Source organism: Clostridium sp. AM49-4BH (genome assembly GCF_003478335.1).
Classification (GTDB): domain Bacteria; phylum Bacillota; class Clostridia; order Lachnospirales; family Lachnospiraceae; genus Butyribacter.
The window spans coordinates 1-17,626 of record NZ_QUFB01000002.1 but is presented as its reverse complement, the minus strand read 5'-3'; the positions used below and the strand labels follow the sequence as shown (position 1 = coordinate 17,626).

Annotated in this window: 16 protein-coding genes and 1 pseudogene; all 17 read right to left on the bottom strand. The window is 42.2% G+C overall.

Annotation, left to right across the window (positions count from 1 at the left end; genetic code table 11):
- Nucleotides 1–8: 8 nt before the first annotated feature.
- Nucleotides 9–1,223 (bottom strand): FAD-dependent thymidylate synthase, encoded by a 1,215-nt coding sequence (locus DW981_RS00920; protein WP_182434062.1) that lies wholly within the window; start codon nucleotides 1,221–1,223, stop codon nucleotides 9–11.
- A 203-nt stretch (nucleotides 1,224–1,426) separates the two neighbouring features.
- Nucleotides 1,427–3,061, bottom strand: coding sequence for a L,D-transpeptidase family protein (locus tag DW981_RS00915; protein ID WP_118506443.1), 1,635 nt, complete (start codon nucleotides 3,059–3,061; stop codon nucleotides 1,427–1,429).
- An 86-nt stretch (nucleotides 3,062–3,147) separates the two neighbouring features.
- Nucleotides 3,148–3,633 carry a preQ(1) synthase gene (gene queF, locus DW981_RS00910; RefSeq protein ID WP_118506442.1) on the bottom strand — a complete coding sequence of 162 codons (486 nt, stop codon included), beginning with the start codon at nucleotides 3,631–3,633 and terminating at the stop codon, nucleotides 3,148–3,150.
- Nucleotides 3,634–3,712: 79 nt separating this feature from the next.
- Nucleotides 3,713–4,396 (bottom strand): 7-cyano-7-deazaguanine synthase QueC, encoded by a 684-nt coding sequence (queC, locus tag DW981_RS00905; RefSeq protein ID WP_118506441.1) that lies wholly within the window; start codon nucleotides 4,394–4,396, stop codon nucleotides 3,713–3,715.
- Between the two features lie 75 nt (nucleotides 4,397–4,471).
- Entirely contained in the window at nucleotides 4,472–5,050 is a 579-nt protein-coding gene (gene folE / locus DW981_RS00900; RefSeq protein WP_022024888.1) for a GTP cyclohydrolase I FolE, read from the bottom strand.
- A gap of 17 nt (nucleotides 5,051–5,067) precedes the next feature.
- Nucleotides 5,068–5,736, bottom strand: a complete 669-nt coding sequence (gene queE / locus DW981_RS00895; RefSeq protein WP_118506440.1) for a putative 7-carboxy-7-deazaguanine synthase QueE — start codon at nucleotides 5,734–5,736, stop codon at nucleotides 5,068–5,070.
- Between the two features lie 36 nt (nucleotides 5,737–5,772).
- Complete coding sequence (locus tag DW981_RS14930; protein WP_182434061.1) at nucleotides 5,773–5,937, bottom strand: hypothetical protein; 165 nt, start codon at nucleotides 5,935–5,937, stop codon at nucleotides 5,773–5,775.
- Nucleotides 5,930–6,349, bottom strand: coding sequence for a 6-carboxytetrahydropterin synthase (locus DW981_RS00890; RefSeq protein WP_022024890.1), 420 nt, complete (start codon nucleotides 6,347–6,349; stop codon nucleotides 5,930–5,932). The genes DW981_RS14930 and DW981_RS00890 overlap by 8 nt, the downstream gene beginning before the upstream one ends.
- 238 nt (nucleotides 6,350–6,587) lie before the next feature.
- Nucleotides 6,588–8,762, bottom strand: coding sequence for a PTS transporter subunit IIABC (locus DW981_RS00885; RefSeq protein ID WP_118506439.1), 2,175 nt, complete (start codon nucleotides 8,760–8,762; stop codon nucleotides 6,588–6,590).
- 299 nt (nucleotides 8,763–9,061) lie between these two features.
- Nucleotides 9,062–9,916 carry a carbohydrate ABC transporter permease gene (locus tag DW981_RS00880; RefSeq protein ID WP_118506438.1) on the bottom strand — a complete coding sequence of 285 codons (855 nt, stop codon included), beginning with the start codon at nucleotides 9,914–9,916 and terminating at the stop codon, nucleotides 9,062–9,064.
- 3 nt (nucleotides 9,917–9,919) lie between these two features.
- Entirely contained in the window at nucleotides 9,920–10,834 is a 915-nt protein-coding gene (locus tag DW981_RS00875; protein WP_118506437.1) for a sugar ABC transporter permease, read from the bottom strand.
- A gap of 96 nt (nucleotides 10,835–10,930) precedes the next feature.
- Entirely contained in the window at nucleotides 10,931–11,083 is a 153-nt protein-coding gene (locus DW981_RS16005; RefSeq protein ID WP_347474475.1) for a hypothetical protein, read from the bottom strand.
- Complete coding sequence (locus tag DW981_RS00870; RefSeq protein ID WP_347474474.1) at nucleotides 11,080–12,309, bottom strand: carbohydrate ABC transporter substrate-binding protein; 1,230 nt, start codon at nucleotides 12,307–12,309, stop codon at nucleotides 11,080–11,082. The genes DW981_RS16005 and DW981_RS00870 overlap by 4 nt, the downstream gene beginning before the upstream one ends.
- Before the next feature lie 466 nt (nucleotides 12,310–12,775).
- A complete protein-coding gene (locus DW981_RS00860; RefSeq protein WP_022024895.1) occupies nucleotides 12,776–13,276 on the bottom strand; it encodes a hypothetical protein in 501 nt (166 codons plus the stop codon).
- A 113-nt stretch (nucleotides 13,277–13,389) separates the two neighbouring features.
- The gene (locus tag DW981_RS15315) at nucleotides 13,390–13,842 is read right to left on the bottom strand and encodes a DUF2752 domain-containing protein (protein WP_207663976.1); all 453 of its coding nucleotides are present in this window, start codon (nucleotides 13,840–13,842) and stop codon (nucleotides 13,390–13,392) included.
- Nucleotides 13,843–13,975: 133 nt separating this feature from the next.
- Nucleotides 13,976–15,889, bottom strand: a complete 1,914-nt coding sequence (locus tag DW981_RS00850; protein WP_118506435.1) for a leucine-rich repeat protein — start codon at nucleotides 15,887–15,889, stop codon at nucleotides 13,976–13,978.
- Nucleotides 15,838–17,153: pseudogene (locus DW981_RS00845) on the bottom strand (hypothetical protein). Before DW981_RS00845 ends, DW981_RS00850 begins: the two are co-directional and overlap by 52 nt.
- Nucleotides 17,154–17,626 lie beyond the last annotated feature (473 nt).

Genomic DNA, 17,626 nt, shown 5'->3' with positions numbered 1-17,626 from the left:
CCTTTCTACTAAATATGTCTGAGCAGTGCCCCTGCTTTCCCCCATTTACAACCTTCCACACACTGAAAATCACGGTATCCACAACGAGCACAAGGCTTATCATCTTCTAACAGATCCTCCAAACGTCTCCGATTGGCAGAAGACAGGTTCTGCTTATTTTTCGCGAAACGTGCCACCAGCTCTTCCGTCAACCGCATGATCTCCAGCTGTGCTCTCCCACACATGCGCTCTTTACATTTCAAGGCAAAATCCTCAAACAGTCCCTGCTCTGTTACGGAAACTAACATTCCCTGCGGGAACTGCTCTGCGACTCCGGCAATATCCTGCAGCCATTCCTCTTGAAGTGACTGTTCCTGCAGTAATTCCGGTACATAATAACCATATTCCCCAGGCTTATCTCCCGCAAAGTTGATCTTTACACGGAGCGTACGATGTCTCTGCTCCTGTGCAACCTGTGCAAAAGAAGCCAAAAATTTTGCCGTATACACATCTCCAAAGTACTCGACATTATCATCGTCCAGCTGTCCGGTCGCCTGCACGGGCATGAAACGAAAGTATTCATTTTTATTATCATGAAAAATCCGCTTACCACCGATCACGACATCAAGGGACTTTACCAACCCGGAGAGTTCTTCTGCCAGTCTCTTCGAGAATGCATCTGCCTGTCCATTTAACTGATCACGCATCTGCTCCGCCCAGTCCATCACATAAAAGATATTGCGAAACGGCAGCGAATACACCATCGAAGTCGGGCAAAAGACCGACAACATGTATCTGGCATTCTCATAAGCAAGTTTATCCGCCTCGCGCTCGCTAAACTTCTCCGGATACAAAGCTTCGATCTGTTGTTTCAAAATATCATGCCACTTTTCATAAAGTATGGCCTCTTTTTCACTTTGCGGCTTCATCTTTGTATATCTGGCACTCTTTTCGGATGTATTTGATACTCCGATAGAGTTAAGCAGCATTGCAATAATCTTCGGGCACTGTATTTCCATTGTTACCATACTATGCTGAAACACAGAATGATGACCGTTTTGTGCCGTATTTTCTGCACGTCTGAGTGCCTTTTGCGGTTCTTGCGTACGTATTGTCTCGTAGCCGTCTGCCGCATAGCAGGTACCTGCATACTTTCCACTCAGAAATGTCAGCTCATCCGTCAACTGCACACCGGACTCACCGTCAATCTCCTTCGAAACACCAATTGTATTTATTGTAACCATATTTTTTATCCTTTCCGATCGTCTTTTATATGCACAAAATTGTGTATATAGTTTTGTATATATCGTCGAGTACATATATAGTCAAGTATATATAATGATAACACAAAGCAAATTGCGGTGCAATAATGCCTCGCTTTCTTACCGCAACAGACATCACTGTACCGCAATCATATAGGATCACTATCATTGACCCTTTCGTTATTTTATTCTTCATCCTCCGACGTTTCCGGCTTTTTGGTTGTCTCCGGTTGTTTCGCCAGCTTTGGCTTCTTTTTTGCCTTTGGTTTCTTCGCCAGCTTTGGTTTCTTCGTTGCTTTTGGTTTCTTCGCCAGCTTTGGCTTCTTTGTTACCTTTGGCTTCTTCGTTACTGTCGGCTTTTTCGTTACTGACGGTTTAGTAGATGAATCTGTCGTTGTCTTCGAGGAACTTCCGGATCGATGATAACAGATAACCGGAGTTCCCTGCTCGACCAAGCTGTAAATCTTCTTGGCTGATGATGGCGGAAGATTTACGCATCCATGAGAACCGCCGGTACGGTATAAAGTGCCACCAAAACGACTTCTCCAATACGCATCATGAAAACCAATGCCTCCATTAAACGGCATCCAGTAACTTACCGGTGTCTCATAATTTTCTCCACGCAATGTAGCATTGCGCTGCTTGTAAGTAATTCCATATGTACCTGCCGGTGTTGCATGTCCCTGCGATTCATTTCCCGTTACACACGCAGTATCAAATACAACTTTTCCATTTTTGACCACAAACACGTGCTGACCACTCAGATCCACTTCTGCATAGGTATCACCGTAGTCTTTGTCACCGTAGCTGACCGCTGTTTGACGATATTCCGGTGTACGCTCTTTGACAGCACCTTTTTGGATCAATTTAACCAGTTTATCTGTTTCCTTGACTGTATTCATCCACCAGCCATAATCTCCACCGTATACAGTCACTGTATCACCGTACGCGGTCTTAAACTTACGATTGGTAAATACGGTATCATATTTACGATGAAGTTCCTGTACAAACTTCTCCACCTTATTGCGACGAAGCTTTACTGTGTTGTCCTTTTTGATCTTGATCCACTTATTGATACGCGTACCATCTAATACAACAGTATCATCACCAAATTTATATGTAATCTCTGTACTAACATAACGATTTAATGTTTCTACAGCATCTTTTAAGACATCACTTTCGCTGGTGAACTCCGGCTTTTTATATGCTTTTTCCTTGCTTAGATCAACAGATTCCTTCAATGATGCAACTGCCTTTTCAATCGCCTCACAGGTTGCCTGCTCATCCAAAATATCTCCCTGCTGCTCCGAAACGATCTCATAACCTTTTCCCTCTGTATACTCGGCAATCGAAGCGCTCACCGCTTCCGTACCGTCTGTGGCAGATGCCCCCTTTAAGGCCGACACTTCCTTCGCAAGAAGATCCTTATCATATGACAGTGTATGACTGATCTCGTAATCTTTCTTGTCTCCGGCAAAAAACTTTATGAATCCCTGGCCTTTCAATATATCATATAATGGCTGCGCATCGCCGACTGCCAATCCGATGTCACTTCCTTTGATCGTTTCCTCAAAAAAACTTTCATCTCTGGATTTCTCATCAATCTTGCGTTCTTTGACATTAATGGAATATTCTCCGATCCGCTTCTGAAGCTGTTTCACACTCATACCGGAAACGTCAATCCCATTGACCTTTGTTCCTCTGGCAAAGTGTCCACTCGAATATACTGCGATCACGATCGCTGTTATAATAAGTACGCCTGCTGCTATTGCCACCGGAATAATCCACTTATGCTCTTTGAAATAATCTTTTACTTTCATACTTTCTTCTACTCTCTTCTTTCTTCTGTCATAATATATTTGCTGTATAAGTATATACCGCAAAACCTTTTCTGTAAAGGATAGAATTATCGATTGTCAATTTTTTCCGGGTACATATCGTGCCACAACGTTCTTTTTTCTGCCATTTGTTCCCATTTGGTATCAGGGCGTCCATAATTGCAATATGGATCGATAGAAATTCCTCCACGTGGTGTAAACTTGCCCCATACTTCAATATACTTCGGATCCATTAATTTAATGAGATCTTTCATGATAACATTGACGCAGTCTTCATGGAAGTCACCATGATTGCGAAAACTAAACAAATATAATTTTAAGGATTTGCTCTCTACCATTCGTTCTCCTGGTACGTACGATATCGTGATCGTTGCAAAATCCGGCTGCCCTGTGATCGGACATAAACTGGTAAATTCCGGACAATTAAATTTGACAAAATAATCATTATCCGGATGCTTATTCACAAATGTTTCTAAAACTTCCGGTGCATAATCCTGTGGATATTTCGTCCCCTGGTTTCCTAATAATGTAATACTCTTTTCCTGTTCTCTCATTGCATTTCCTCCCTCTGTTGCAGCATCCTTATGCCACCTTACCGATCAATACCGTGATCTAAGCTCTCCTGCCTCTCCTTTAGTGCAGTGCCGGATCCAAAACGCCATTGGCGCGAAAGGCTTCTGCGCGGTCACGACACGTGCCACACACACCACAAGGCTTGTCACCACCCTCATAACAACTCCACGTAAGTTCATAAGGCACCTTCAAACGAAGTCCCTCTCCGACCACTTTAGCCTTAGTCCAATTGACAAACGGAGCCTCGATACGTACCTGATTGCCACTTCCCAAATAAATTGCCTGTCCCATTGCATCGTTAAAGGCACTGCTGCAATCCGGATAAGCGTTACCTGCCGCATCATCTGCATGCGCTCCATAATAGATCACTTCACAGTTTTTCGACAGAGCAATGCTCGCTGCACTCGCCAAAAACAAACCATTACGGAAAGGGACATAAGTAGATACCGGCTTGCCGGAAGTTTCCTTTAATTGCTCCGCATAGCTTTCTTTGGGAACTTCTGCATCAGACTGTTCTAATAAAGAACAATCACTGTACGTAAAGATCTTTTGCAGATCTAAAGACAAAAGTTCTATTCCATAATATGCAGCAATGCTGCGTGCTGCTTCCACTTCTTTTTTGTGTTTCTGTCCATAAGAGATCGACAATGCGATCACGTTTTCTTTACCATATTTTTCGATTGCAAGCCCCAGACAGGTTGTACTGTCTACGCCGCCGCTAAATAAAACCATTGCTTTGCTCATAACACTCTTTCCTTCCTATCATGTCAAGCCTAAAGTTTTTATTATAGGCCTTTTATTGATTTTCTACTGCTTTCTCTATGACAAAAGTCTCATCTGTAAGCTCTGATCTTCCTGAAACTGTCCACGAAGTGTAAAGGTCTTCGTCGTCGCTGCATTCTTTTTGATTCCCCTGGCTGTCATGCAGCTATGTGTACCCTCGATCACAACCGCCACATCTTCACTTTCCAAGATCTCCTGCATAATATCTGCAATATCCGTACCAATGCGTTCCTGCAGCTGAAGGCGTTTTGCCACCATATCCGCAATACGTGCGATCTTGCTAAGTCCGATCACCTTTTCCTTTGGAATATACGCAACGGTCACTTTCATATCATACATTAGAGCAAGATGGTGTTCACAATAACTAAAAATATCAATATCCCGAACGATCACCATATCTCTGGAAGCCGATCCAAATTCCATACGATCGGTAAATGTTTTATTAAACATTTGCGCAATCTCATGATTTGTATAGTTCATTCCCTCAAACACTTCTTCATACATGCGAGCCACACGATCCGGTGTTTCTTTTAATCCTTCACGATCCGGATCATCTCCCAATGCTTCCAATATACCTCGAACATGCACCTTAATCGCTTCTGTATCTATTGCCATAATGCCATCTTCCTTTCTTAAACTCCACGTTTATCCGGATCCCAGATAAACTTGTGCAACTGCAATTGAAGCCGTACTCCATTCCATCGTTTTTCACGAAGAAAATCAACCATTTCAGCCGGTTCGATCCTGCCAAATACCGGACTTAATATTACCATGCAGCGCTGATCCAGATGATACTCTCTCGTCACCTCATAGGCCCTTTCCAGATCACTCCGTCCGGACACAACAAACTTCACCGTATCCTGCTTTACAACCTCTGCAAAATTATCCATACACATCTTTGTTTCCATGCCGCTTCCCGCCAATTTGTAGTCTATCGTAAATGACGGTGGCCGCTTCATTTGACGAAACGCTGTTAATGAAACACTGCCATTTGTCTCGATCTCCACCTCTAAACTCTCTTCTCGAGACAGCCTTTCTAACAATACATCAATATTTTTTGCAATCATCGGTTCACCACCGGTAAGTGTCACCCGACTGATCCCTGATTGCAGCAGACGCTCACAGATTTCCTCTTCCGTCATCACCGTACGTGGCGCATCTGCTTCATAGGCCCAAGCTGTATCACAATACGTACAGCGCAAGTTACATCCCTTTAGCCGCACAAAATTAGATAACTCTCCGGCAAATCGTCCTTCCCCATTAATGCTTTCAAAGATTTCTACCACTTCAAAATCTGCCATACTAACTCTTACATTCCTTTCCCGGCCTGCAGCCTGTCATGCATAACTTCTCCACGATGCCATCTCTCGCATAGTTTTAGACCAAGCGAGCTGCACTGTCACCTCTCGCATCGCTTCAGACAAAGCAAGCGGCACTGTCACCTCTCGCATCGCTTCAGACAAAGCAGGCTGCACTGTCACCTCTCGCATCGTTTTAAACAAAGTAAACTGCACTGTTATTCGGTGTCTCATATACTTCTACTTTCGCCACCGGATAACCTTTCAATGTAAACAATTCATAAAAATATCTGGCAAAATTTTCGGCGGTTGGTCGAAACGGCATCTCAACCACCTGAAATTTTTCTTCCTGCAATGCTTTCATCGTACTCTCACGCAAAGAGCCCTGTTCAATGATCAGCACATGATCCAACGCATCCAATTCCGTCCGCAAATCTTTTTTTAACTCCGCAAAATCAACACACATGCCTTTTTGCTGCTGGTCTTCTCTTAGCGTCTCTGACTGCACCGTCAGCAGTACTCTCCAACGATGTCCATGCAAATTACCGCATTTTCCATCGTATCCGGCAAGAAAATGTGCCGAGTCAAAACTATGTTCTGTCGTCAATTGATACATGCATTCCCTCCAATTTCCTATAAAGCAAAATAAAAAGGCAGACCTACGGTCTGCCCAAAAACAATCTCTGTTTCATGCAGTCCGAGTTTTATTTATAGACAGGATGGTACAAATGAACTGTCTGTATGAACCCATGCATAAATAACATTTATCCACGGCAATAAATTATATTATCCTATTTTTCATTTATCGTCAAGTACAGCGTTATGATTTAACACCTTTGTCACTCTATACATAATTATTCCTCATAAAAATCAACAGCGAATAACTCCTCTCCTGATTTTATTTCTCCCTCCCTTAATAAACGTACCTTTTGGTTATCCTCTAGTTCCGTACACAGTACCGGAGATACGATTGACGGTGCGTGCTCTTTCAGATAAGCAATATCCAGTTTCATCAGCGGATCACCCTTCTTGACCTGCTGACCATTCTCGACAAACACTTCAAATCCTTTACCATCCAATTTTACTGTGTCTATACCAACGTGTATCAATAAGCTCAAACCGGAATCTGTCGTAAATCCAATCGCATGCTTGGTATCAAACACAAACGCAACCTCTCCATCTTCCGGTGCCTTAACGATCGCATCCGTTGGGGTTACAACCGCACCATCACCCATCATCCGATCCGCAAAAGCTTCATCCGGTGCCGTAGACAGATCTGCTGCAACACCTGTGATCGGACTGGACACAATAACGGTTTTTACTACACTTCCTTTAATTTCCTGACTCTGCGTGGCATCATCTGACTCTGAACAACTCTCATTATCATTAGTATATATAATATCCGGTGCTGTTTCAAGATACTCTTCCAAATTAGACTTGATCACGGTAACATTTGGTCCATATATGATCTGGACTCCATTTCCTTTATGGATCACTCCACTGGCTCCTGTCGATTTAAGCAGAACATCATCAACCAAATCTGCACTTGCAACAGTACAACGAAGGCGGGTCGCACAGCAGTCAACACTATCAATGTTGTTCTTACCGCCAAGACCTCTCGTGATCATTTCACTAAGTGTATCCTCCGATGATATATTTCCATCATCCCCCTTTGCGGAACGTTTAGCATTAACATCTGCCTTCGTATATAATTTCACTTCCTGTGTATCATCCTCTCGACCAGGCGTTTTTAAATTCAATTTTTTGATCAAGAAAGAAAAAATCACATAATAAAGAATAAAATAAATGATTCCTACCGGAATGATACGAAGCCAGCTTGTCTTATCATTTCCCTGTAAAATACCAAACAGGAACAGATCCAAAAATCCGCCCGAGAAAGTAAGACCCACAGCGATATTTAATATATGAGCGATCATATATGCAGCACCGGCCAATACAACTTGCACTGCAAACAAAATCGGTGCAACAAACAAAAATGAAAATTCAATCGGCTCAGTAATACCTGTCAACATAGATGTGAGGGCCGCTGAAAATAGCAAGCCTCCTACCTGCTTCTTTTTCTCCGGCTTCGCAGTGCGATACATTGCAAGAGCTGCGCCTGGCAGACCAAAGATCATGAAAATGAATTCACCCGAGAAATATCTTGTTGCATCTGCACTGAAGTGTGAAATGTGTGCAGAATCTGCAAGCTGAGCGAAGAAAATATTTTGTCCACCCTGAACCATGTGTCCTGCCACATCAGCGGTTCCGCCAACAGCAGTCTGCCAAAATGGCATATAAAACACATGATGCAATCCAAATGGTATCAATGCTCTTTTGACAACACCAAAGATCAGTGTTCCCATATAACCGCTTCCTGTCACCAATCCACCAAGTGCATAAATTCCATTTTGCACAACCGGCCATATATAATACAAAATAATACCGACAAACATATACGTTATAGTGGAAATGATCGGAACAAATCTTGATCCCGCAAAGAATGATAACGCATTCGGCAATATGATCTTATGAAAGCGATTGTGTAATGCAGCTACACCAAGACCAACGATAATACCACCAAATACACCCATCTGCAATGTATTAATTCCACAGACAGAGGCTATGGTTCCCTCTAACACATTTTTCGCAATGGACCCATCTTCCAAGATCTTGCCATTAATATTCAGCATAGCATTGATCGAGATATTCATAACGAAAAATGCGATCACCGCAGATAACGCTGCCACTTCTTTTTCTTTTTTGGCCATTCCGATTGCGACACCTACAGCAAATAACAATGGCAGGTTATCAAACACGGCACTTCCGACCTTGTTCATGATCACAAGCAGCGCATGCAATATCGTTCCATTCCCCAATATACCACCTAAATGATACGTTGCAATCGTTGTCTCGTTCGTAAACGAACTACCCAGTCCAAGAAGCAGACCGGCAACCGGTAAGATCGCGATTGGGAGCATAAAACTTCTTCCAATTCGCTGCAGCACTTCAAAAATTTTGTCTTTCATCTTTCATCCATCCTTTCTTCCTGTATTTATGCAGTTTGGCATATCTCTCTCGCATAACAGCAAGTACACACTCACCGATAGTATCCGCGGCTAACTATATAATATGCAAAAGAAAAAGGCATCAACTAACATAAATTACCTGTGATTTATGTATAGTTAGTGCCTCAATTTCATTCAAATCAAGTAACACACTATTTATATAATATATACCATGATTTTTTCAATTCGTCAATACTATAATCCATATTTTGGATATGTATTGTTCAACCTTCACTTTAAGAATTGTATTTACAAACTTTCTACCCTTTCACACTACCAAGTGCCACACCCTGTACGATATGTTTAGAAAGGAGCAGATATACAACGATTACCGGGAAAATTGAGAAGGCAATCATCATATACACCTGACCCATATCCTTCTTCAGGAAGTCCGCACTACGTAACTGTGCGATCAAGATAGGCAATGTCTTCTTTTTATTTTCTGTCAAGAGCAATGATGGAATGAAGTAGTTGTTCCAGCTCTGAACAAATGCGAAGATTGCCTGAACCGCAATCGCAGGTTTCATAATCGGAAGAATCATCATATTGAATGTCTTAAACTCGCCCGCACCATCGATTCGAGATGCTTCTACGATCTCCAATGGAAGGGAAGAATCCATGTACTGTTTCATATAGAAGAATACTACCGGTGCTGCTATGGCTGGAACAATCAATGGGATAAAGGAATCCATCAGGTTCCAATCCATCATTAAACGGTAAAAACCAAGTGCAGTTACCTGTGTAGGAATCATCATGATCATCAAGATGAAGGTGAACATAACATTCTTCAACTTGAAATTGTATACATGAATTGCATATGCCGTCATACAAGAAAAGTATGTTGTCAAAATCGCACTAAAAGCAGCGATAATAACACTGTTAAACAAACCATTCCAAACCGGCTGTGAACTGTGCATCAAATGTACCCAGTTGTTCATAAACTCTCCACTCGGCAAAGCAGAGAATCCTAACTGAATCTGTGCATGTGATCTTGTTGCGTTAACAAACAATACATAAAACCAAAACAGGCACAATATCGAAATGAATATCAAAACAATATATGCAAGAACCCTTCTGGCATGTATTCCTATTCCTGAACTTTTTCTTTCATCCATGAATTATGCCTCCTTTTTCTGTGCAAATGCTTTGAACACGATCAAACTCAATATACCCGTTACGATGAAGAGCAGAACGGATAACGCACCACCCATACCGTAGTTCTTACTGTATAGCTGTTTGTTCAAATACATGATCAATGTCATCGTTGTATCTGTTGGTCCACCGGTACCGTTTGTCAAGATCTGTGGTACATCGAACATCTGTAAACCACCGATCAAAGATGTGATCAAAACGTATACTAAGATTGGACGCAACAACGGCATCGTGATTCGGAAAAATACCTGTGTCGATGTCGCTCCATCAACTTCGGCAGCCTCAAACAATGCCGGGTCTATACCCATCATACCTGCCATTAACAGAATCGTGGTATTACCAAACCACATCAAGAAGTTCATAAATCCAACCAATCCTCTTGCACTTCCTGCATGAGAAAGGAAAGAATACTTCTCTTTGATCAGACCGGCGTGTAATAAAATTGCATTTACCGGGCCGTTGTCAGAGAACAATGCGAAGAATAACATTGCAAACGCTGACGCCATGATCAAGTTTGGTAAATAAATAACGGTTTTGAAAAAACCGGATGCTTTCAATTTTAATCGTGTGTCTGAGAACCATGCACCAAGCAGAAGTGATAATAAGATCTGCGGTACAAATCCCAACACCCACATTATCATTGTGTTTTTCAAATAAATCAATAACTTGCCGCTTTCAAAAAGCGAAGCATAGTTTTCTAAGCCGATATAATTTGGTCCCACCTGTATTAAGCCCATGCTATAATTTTCGAAAAAACTATTATAAATCGTGCTGATAAGTGGGATTAACTGGAAAATAACATATGTAAGAATGAACGGGATTAAAAAAATGTAGCCCCACTTATTATGCTTTTCCACTCTTCCTTTTTTGGGTTTACTCATAAGTGTTACCCTCCCCTTATTTTCAAAAAAAGTGCCTGCCTACAAATGTAAGCAGGCACATTCCTAAACCAGTTTACTTAACAATGTTTGTAACAATTATCCCTCGATCTCAGGATGTTTTGTCTTAACTTTATCGATGAATGTCTGCAATGCAGTATCATAATCCTTTGTATTGCCATCGAAGTAATCCTTCATTGCTGCCTGGAACTCCTCAGCACATGTCTGATCATATGAAGATATATTGCTCATGTCGATGCTGCCAACACCTGCGGAGAAGATCGGAATTGGATTCTGTCCACCGAGTGCCTTATCACCGAGCTCTTGTCATCCTTTAAGGAATCCATCAACTTGCTGTTGTTAGCGTAGTCATTGTCTTTGCTAACAATGTCTTTCAATACGCTCTCGTCTGTTGTCATCTTCTCGATGATGTCTTTTACAAGGCTCTTGTTGTCTGTGCCGTTAGCACCACAGATCCAAGTACCGCCCCAATAGAAGTTCTGAGGACCGGTTGTAAGTGCCCAACCACCATCTTTAACTACAGAACCATCAAGTGCTTTACCATCTTTGTAACCCATAGAGAAGTCGATGAACCAAGCTGGTCCAAAGTAAGCGAATACGTTACCGCTCTTCATGAAGCCTTCGCTCCAGTCAGATCCCCACAACTCATGTGTTGTAGTCTCGCCGTTGTCTACCATTTCCTTAGACATATCTACCCATGCCTTGATGTTCTCATCTACGTTGATCTTCTTATTCTCTACCCACTTAGATGTTACGTTGTTAGAGAATACACGATATGTATCGTTTACAGATGCTGTTGTAAGGTATCCAGCGTCTTTTAACTTCTTAGATGCTGCTTTGAAAGAATCCCAATCTTTGAACAGCTCCTGAATCTTCTCAGGATCATCTGTCTTGAATACTTTCTTAGCAATGTCGCGTCTGTAGATCATACCTGCCGGGCAAGCCTGCCAGGAAGCACCCTTTAACGCTCCTTTAGAATTTGTTACGATATCCTGTGTGTACTTGTACTGGTTAGCAAGTGCATCTTTGGATACGCCAAGATCATTTACAACATCCAGTGTGTAGTCTGTATCTACATACTTCAATGCGTAATCTGCCTCAACAAGGAAAAGATCGATCTTGTCATCAGCTGATGCAGAATCCTGCTTCTTAAGAGCTTCATCCAATGCATTCTGATATGCATTATCATCAGATGGTGTGATCGTCCACTTAACTGTAACGTCGCCAATCTTACCTTCTGTATCACTAACCTTCTTATATCCCGGATAGTGATCTGTCATACGGCTCTTGAACTCCTCGTTCCATACACGGATGTTAAGAACTTTTCCACCGTCAGAAACTGTAACTTTTTTAGCTTCTTTTGATGAATCCTTCTTAGTGTCACTGCCGCCGCAACCAGTCAACATGGTTGCTGCCATTGCTGTACATAACAGCACGCTTAAAAGTTTCTTTCTCATAAAAAAACCTCCTCTAATAAGAAATTGTTTGCTTCTATATTTTTACTGCAATGACCTGCAGTAGAAATATCAATATGCTGTTCATAACTTTATGAACATTTTCAAGTTACGTTTACGAAATCGTTTTACTAAATCGTTTTCGTAAGATGATTATATAACAACATGAACAAATTTACAAGTATTTTTTTGAATTTTTTGTGAATTTTTGTGAAAAACATACAAAACACACAAAAATCTGCTAATATCTGACATTTGACGAATCTCTGCAAAATACCGATTTTGCTAGTATTATGCACCCATTTATTGTATAAAATCATTAAAATTCGAACAATCTTTTTTATTCAGATTTCATAATTCAAAAACTGTTCACATCTTACTCTCCAATCAAAACAAAAAGAGAGTACCGTCCAACAATTGTCTTTGGTACTCTCTTACATAATTCAAAATTTCTTTACTTAAAGATTCCTTATGCGCGAAGTATTGTTGATAATCCGCCAACTGACATGCTGAATACAACAGCAAGGATGGTCAGGATAAGATAAATAACACCGATCACAATTCCGATGATCGCACAGATCTTACCAGCCTTAGCGTAGCTGCTCTCAAATCCATCTAACTCTACTGCCTTACCATGAAGCACTAATGCAACAATACTGCAGATAACTCCAACAATGCCATAGCAAAAGCAAAATACGATACCACAAATACCTAATATCAGACACGCAATGGAATATCCTCTTCCCGGCGAATTATTTCCCTGATAATTATACTGTGGCTGGCCATTATATCCATTGTTCTGGTAGCTGTTATTTTGATAACCGCCATTCTGATAGCCGCCATTCTGATAGCCGCCATTCTGATAGTCGCCATTCTGATAACTGCCATTGTTAGTGTTCGTCCACCCCTGTGAGTCATTTCCTGCATTGCCATTTTGGAAACCCTGATTTTCATTTTGATTGTTATCCATTGTAATCCTCCTCAACTTTGTATATGTACTACCTCTACATTGTATGACATAACGCCCTGCTAATAGAAGTCCCCTTAGCAAAAGCACCCATGTCTCTACATTGCATTTCTAAGCTATATTCGATAGCCCGGAACAAACAGCTTTAACAAATACTGCACGATCAGCACCACGATGGCGATATACAACGCTGCATCCCGAAATTTCATTCCGTTGATCTGCCTGTCAAAACGAGCCGCCACACGCTGCACAGTCTGACTGATAAAAAACAATAGATACCATACTGCACCATATACCGCAAATGCATTGTAATATACTGCCTGCAGTACTCTTCCATGTAACAGAGACCATATTGCTCTTGTTCCACCACAGCCCGGGCAGGGGATTCCAAAATACAGCTTCATTTTGCATTGCAATAACTGGTCGTTACCGGTTACATGCGCAATATAAAATGCTGCAATATATACAAGCCCCACACCAAGAACACACCATATGCTGATCCAGTACAAAATATGCTCCGTCTGCTTACAGCCAAACGCCCGCAGCCGTTCCCATACTGATTCTAACATAGGATCTGCTCCTTTCCCTCTTTCGTGTATTTCGTCAAATCTGTCTATTTGAATGATTATACCAAAAAACAGGGCTGTTCGTCAAACATGGACGACACAGCTCCCGTTTTCTTTGGTCAATTTACTGCATAAATTATTTGGTCGGTTTCATCGATTTCTTATATCCGGTCTTGGCATTAAACAGCTTCTTGTATGCTTTCAGCTTTTTCTTGCCACAGGATATCTTCGCTTTTTTGTAAATGCCCTTGATCGCATTTTTGCCCACTTTTTTCAATGTGGTTGTCTTGATCGTTATCTTTTTGAGTGCCTTAGCCTTGGAAAATGCCTCCTTTCCGATGGAAACAACATTCTTGCCAATGATTACTTTCTTTAATTTGGTGCATCCGGCAAATGCTTTTGCAGAAATATTCGTAACGCGGAAGGAATATACGACGCCATTCGCTTTTACTTTTACCGTCGCCGGTATTGCTGCAGATTTGATCTTTTTATTGGCTGCCTTGCGGTAGCTGACCGTCTTCTTGGATGCATTTGTCACAACATAAGATGCTCCCTTTACCTTAAAAGAATATCCTTTGCGGACAGACGGTGTTTTGATTGGCTGCGGCTTCGTTGTTGGTGTCGTTGTCGGGGCTGCAGGACTTGGTGACGGAGTGCTGATATCCGGTACAACATCCTCTGTCAGATCTTTTGGAAGTTCTTCTTCCGGCAGACCGGTTTCTGTGCCTTTCTTTGGAGTCACATTAATCTCATCACTATTGTAAATGGAGCCGATCACTGCAATTGCATCCACGGCAAGACTGCCGCTTGCAACCTCGATCGTTACAGTATGTTCACCATCTTCCAGTCCACTCACCTGATATGCAGTACACATATTATCTGCATTCCACAATGCGTCATCTTTCTTGTAGGACTGTCCATCTACCATCACATTCACGGTTCCTCCTGTGGATTTATTGTATCCTAACACTTCCAAACCGGTTCCGTTAAAGGTATACGTAATGGATGCGCCTGTGCCCGTACTATTGGAAACACTTCTCTGATATACAAACATTCCCTGATTTGCACAAGTACGAGACCACTTGTTGTTATATACCAATTTTGCATTTTTCTGTGGTGTCAGATCATAGGTTTCCATATTGTCAATATATTCTCTGTAATATGGCGCATATCCTTTGATCTTCGTTACTGCCAGACTGTCAAATCTTGTGTAGGAATTACCGCAGCCGATCGCAACACGTCCTGAAGTGATCGGATTGCTGTCCTCATATGTTGCGACTAAAGTATCGTTGATATATGCTTTGATCACATTACCCTCGCCACGGAGTTTGAGCTGGAACCAAGTTCCCGGTGTTACCTGACTTGCATCTACCGAACCGGACGCAAGCTCTGTACCCTTAGAAGATGTAGAACCCATTTTCGCACGATACAGTATCCAGCTTCCATCATCATTAACTTTCAAAGAATATCCTGCATTGTTCGAAAGATTGTGTGTTCTTCCGGTCTGTCTGATACCAATCTGCGCATACTGCTTATCTGCTGCACGCTCAAATAATACATCAATAGCTGCCGTATAATTCGTCCAGCGGTAGTCTCCCACTAACGTGACAGGATCTCCGTTATTCCAAGCACTTCCGACACCTGTTGACTTCTTATCCAACTGCTGGCGAAGCACATGATTGCCGGTGCCACTCTTATAGACCTCAAAAGCACCATTCAACGTATGGGTATAGCGTGCCATCGCACCTTTTTCTCCACCACGTGATGCAATGTAATCTTCCTTCTCTCCGGTAAAGCCGCCTTTGCCATCAAGAACAGGAACGGTCTTGCCGGTATACTCAAAATCATCCGCATACAGATAGCCATCCTCTGTGTTCTGAACGTCTCCGGTTGCATCTGTGTCAAGTACGGTACGCTCACCCTCTACCGGCATTGCTTCTGTATGTTCTTTGCTGTCTGAAACATCTAAAGAGGTAACCGTAACTGCAGAATTTGGTTTTACCGCAAAGGAATATACACCATGCTGTCCGCAGATAATTCCTGAATACATTTCATATAATTTTCATTAAATGCACCCTCGTCTGCTGCTCTCGTCTCCCAAAGTTCTAACTTCCGGTCTGCTTTCAACTTCATATTCTTCGTCTGCAGTGTATATGTCATTGGATACTCACTGTCATTAACGATCACCGTTGAGAAATTATCTTTCGTCGGTGCTGCCAGAGTCATATAGTTTTCTCCACCGCCACGGCCGTCAACTGCATTGCTGGTTGTTCCTTGTACAGCAGATGCCTTGCTGGCCGATGCAACACTACGCCAAATGCCGGCAGTATTTGTTTCATTTTCCCAGCCGGTCACTGCAAACTTGCTGATATGTGCCAAAATCAACAATCCGGCATCATAATGCATCCATCCTGACCAAGGATCTCTGGCACTTACTAACTCCTTAAAGGAGTACTGTGCGCCTTCATAATAAGAACCGATCACAGGCTGATAGATCACATGACCACGACGTGACTCGACAAAGCTCTTGATCACGGTATTGCCCATTTCCAATGCACTGCCGGAGCCACCGATACCAGTACCCTCTACCGTTGGCGCTTTATCTGTCGTAGATGGACGGAACGCTGAATTTGAGAACGTTGCCTGCTCCTCGCTGTTCCATACTTCCTTGTCCACTTCCTCTGCCAGCCACTTCATCGCATTATTTTCATCATCCGCTGTCTTATAATGGTATCCGACAACATCCACTGCGTTCATAAACTCCTTGTCATCCTTTAACTTGTTGGCAACATCGCTGCTGACAACATTTGCCTCGTCGGATACAACAAGCTTAATCTTTTTGAATAAAGCAAGTGCTTTCTCATCCGCGATCGTCTTAGTGCTTTCCGCCGCGATCCACTTGGCAAATTTCTTAGTGTAAGCAACATCGCCTGCACCACCCCATTCTTCGTTCGTATTTGGATTAATATAGTCTACCATATAGCCATATTTCTCATAAGCATCCAAAATACTCTGTTTATACCAGATATACTTATCTTCATCTGTTTTCACCCAAGAGGGTGTACGCCAAGTCAGAATACTGACCTTCAAATTCGGATTGATCTTCTTAGCATCTGCTGCCAGCTGCCAGCCAGGATTACGAAGCACATTGGCTTTCTCGCCCTTTGTTCTCTTGGTAGCACTCTCTGATCCGGTCGAGTTGTTGCGATCATTACCCATTTCCAATTTCACATGTGTAAAATCGGGTACTCGCCTCCGAATAAATACTGCATTAATTTTGCATATGCCTCCGGATTCTGTGATTTGTAATCCATCAACAGATCACTTGTAGAATTGGCACTAAGCATACCAAATCCCTTATACGTAAGTCCATTCACATTGTCTGCCTTGATATCATTGCCATCAATCACAATGCTTCCCGTTTTTGTTTCCACTGCTGCCCCTTTCCGGGAAGATGTACTTGCCCCGCTGATCCCGACATTCCCCGTCAAGACCATAGAAAGGCTGAGTAAACATACTCCCGCACGTTTCAGTAATTTTCTCACCATATTCTCCTCCTTTTTTACCTACGCAAAAATTATGTTGCTGGTTGTATTATAAGTAAAACCGCAAAGATCCGGCAATCTAAAATAATTGTTAAATCCCAGTGATATGAACATTTTGATGCATTTTCCTATCAATCGGGTAGGAGGTAGATAATTATCTTATCTACCGACCTCCCACACCACCGTACGTACCGTTCGGTATACGGCGGTTCTTTAGTTTTCACATATTTTCAGGTAAAACT

Bases quoted from the DNA above. Each gene is read 5' to 3' on its own strand.
- DW981_RS00920 (WP_182434062.1), bottom strand. From the start codon at position 1,223: ATGGTTACAATAAATACAATTGGTGTTTCGAAGGAGATTGACGGTGAG.
- DW981_RS00915 (WP_118506443.1), bottom strand. From the start codon at position 3,061: ATGAAAGTAAAAGATTATTTCAAAGAGCATAAGTGGATTATTCCGGTG.
- queF (WP_118506442.1), bottom strand. From the start codon at position 3,633: ATGAGAGAACAGGAAAAGAGTATTACATTATTAGGAAACCAGGGGACG.
- queC (WP_118506441.1), bottom strand. From the start codon at position 4,396: ATGAGCAAAGCAATGGTTTTATTTAGCGGCGGCGTAGACAGTACAACC.
- folE (WP_022024888.1), bottom strand. From the start codon at position 5,050: ATGGCAATAGATACAGAAGCGATTAAGGTGCATGTTCGAGGTATATTG.
- queE (WP_118506440.1), bottom strand. From the start codon at position 5,736: ATGGCAGATTTTGAAGTGGTAGAAATCTTTGAAAGCATTAATGGGGAA.
- DW981_RS00890 (WP_022024890.1), bottom strand. From the start codon at position 6,349: ATGTATCAATTGACGACAGAACATAGTTTTGACTCGGCACATTTTCTT.
- DW981_RS00885 (WP_118506439.1), bottom strand. From the start codon at position 8,762: ATGAAAGACAAAATTTTTGAAGTGCTGCAGCGAATTGGAAGAAGTTTT.
- DW981_RS00880 (WP_118506438.1), bottom strand. From the start codon at position 9,916: ATGGATGAAAGAAAAAGTTCAGGAATAGGAATACATGCCAGAAGGGTT.
- DW981_RS00875 (WP_118506437.1), bottom strand. From the start codon at position 10,834: ATGAGTAAACCCAAAAAAGGAAGAGTGGAAAAGCATAATAAGTGGGGC.
- DW981_RS16005 (WP_347474475.1), bottom strand. From the start codon at position 11,083: ATGAGCAATATATCTTCATATGATCAGACATGTGCTGAGGAGTTCCAG.
- DW981_RS00870 (WP_347474474.1), bottom strand. From the start codon at position 12,309: ATGAGAAAGAAACTTTTAAGCGTGCTGTTATGTACAGCAATGGCAGCA.
- DW981_RS00860 (WP_022024895.1), bottom strand. From the start codon at position 13,276: ATGGATAACAATCAAAATGAAAATCAGGGTTTCCAAAATGGCAATGCA.
- DW981_RS15315 (WP_207663976.1), bottom strand. From the start codon at position 13,842: ATGTTAGAATCAGTATGGGAACGGCTGCGGGCGTTTGGCTGTAAGCAG.
- DW981_RS00850 (WP_118506435.1), bottom strand. From the start codon at position 15,889: ATGTATTCAGGAATTATCTGCGGACAGCATGGTGTATATTCCTTTGCG.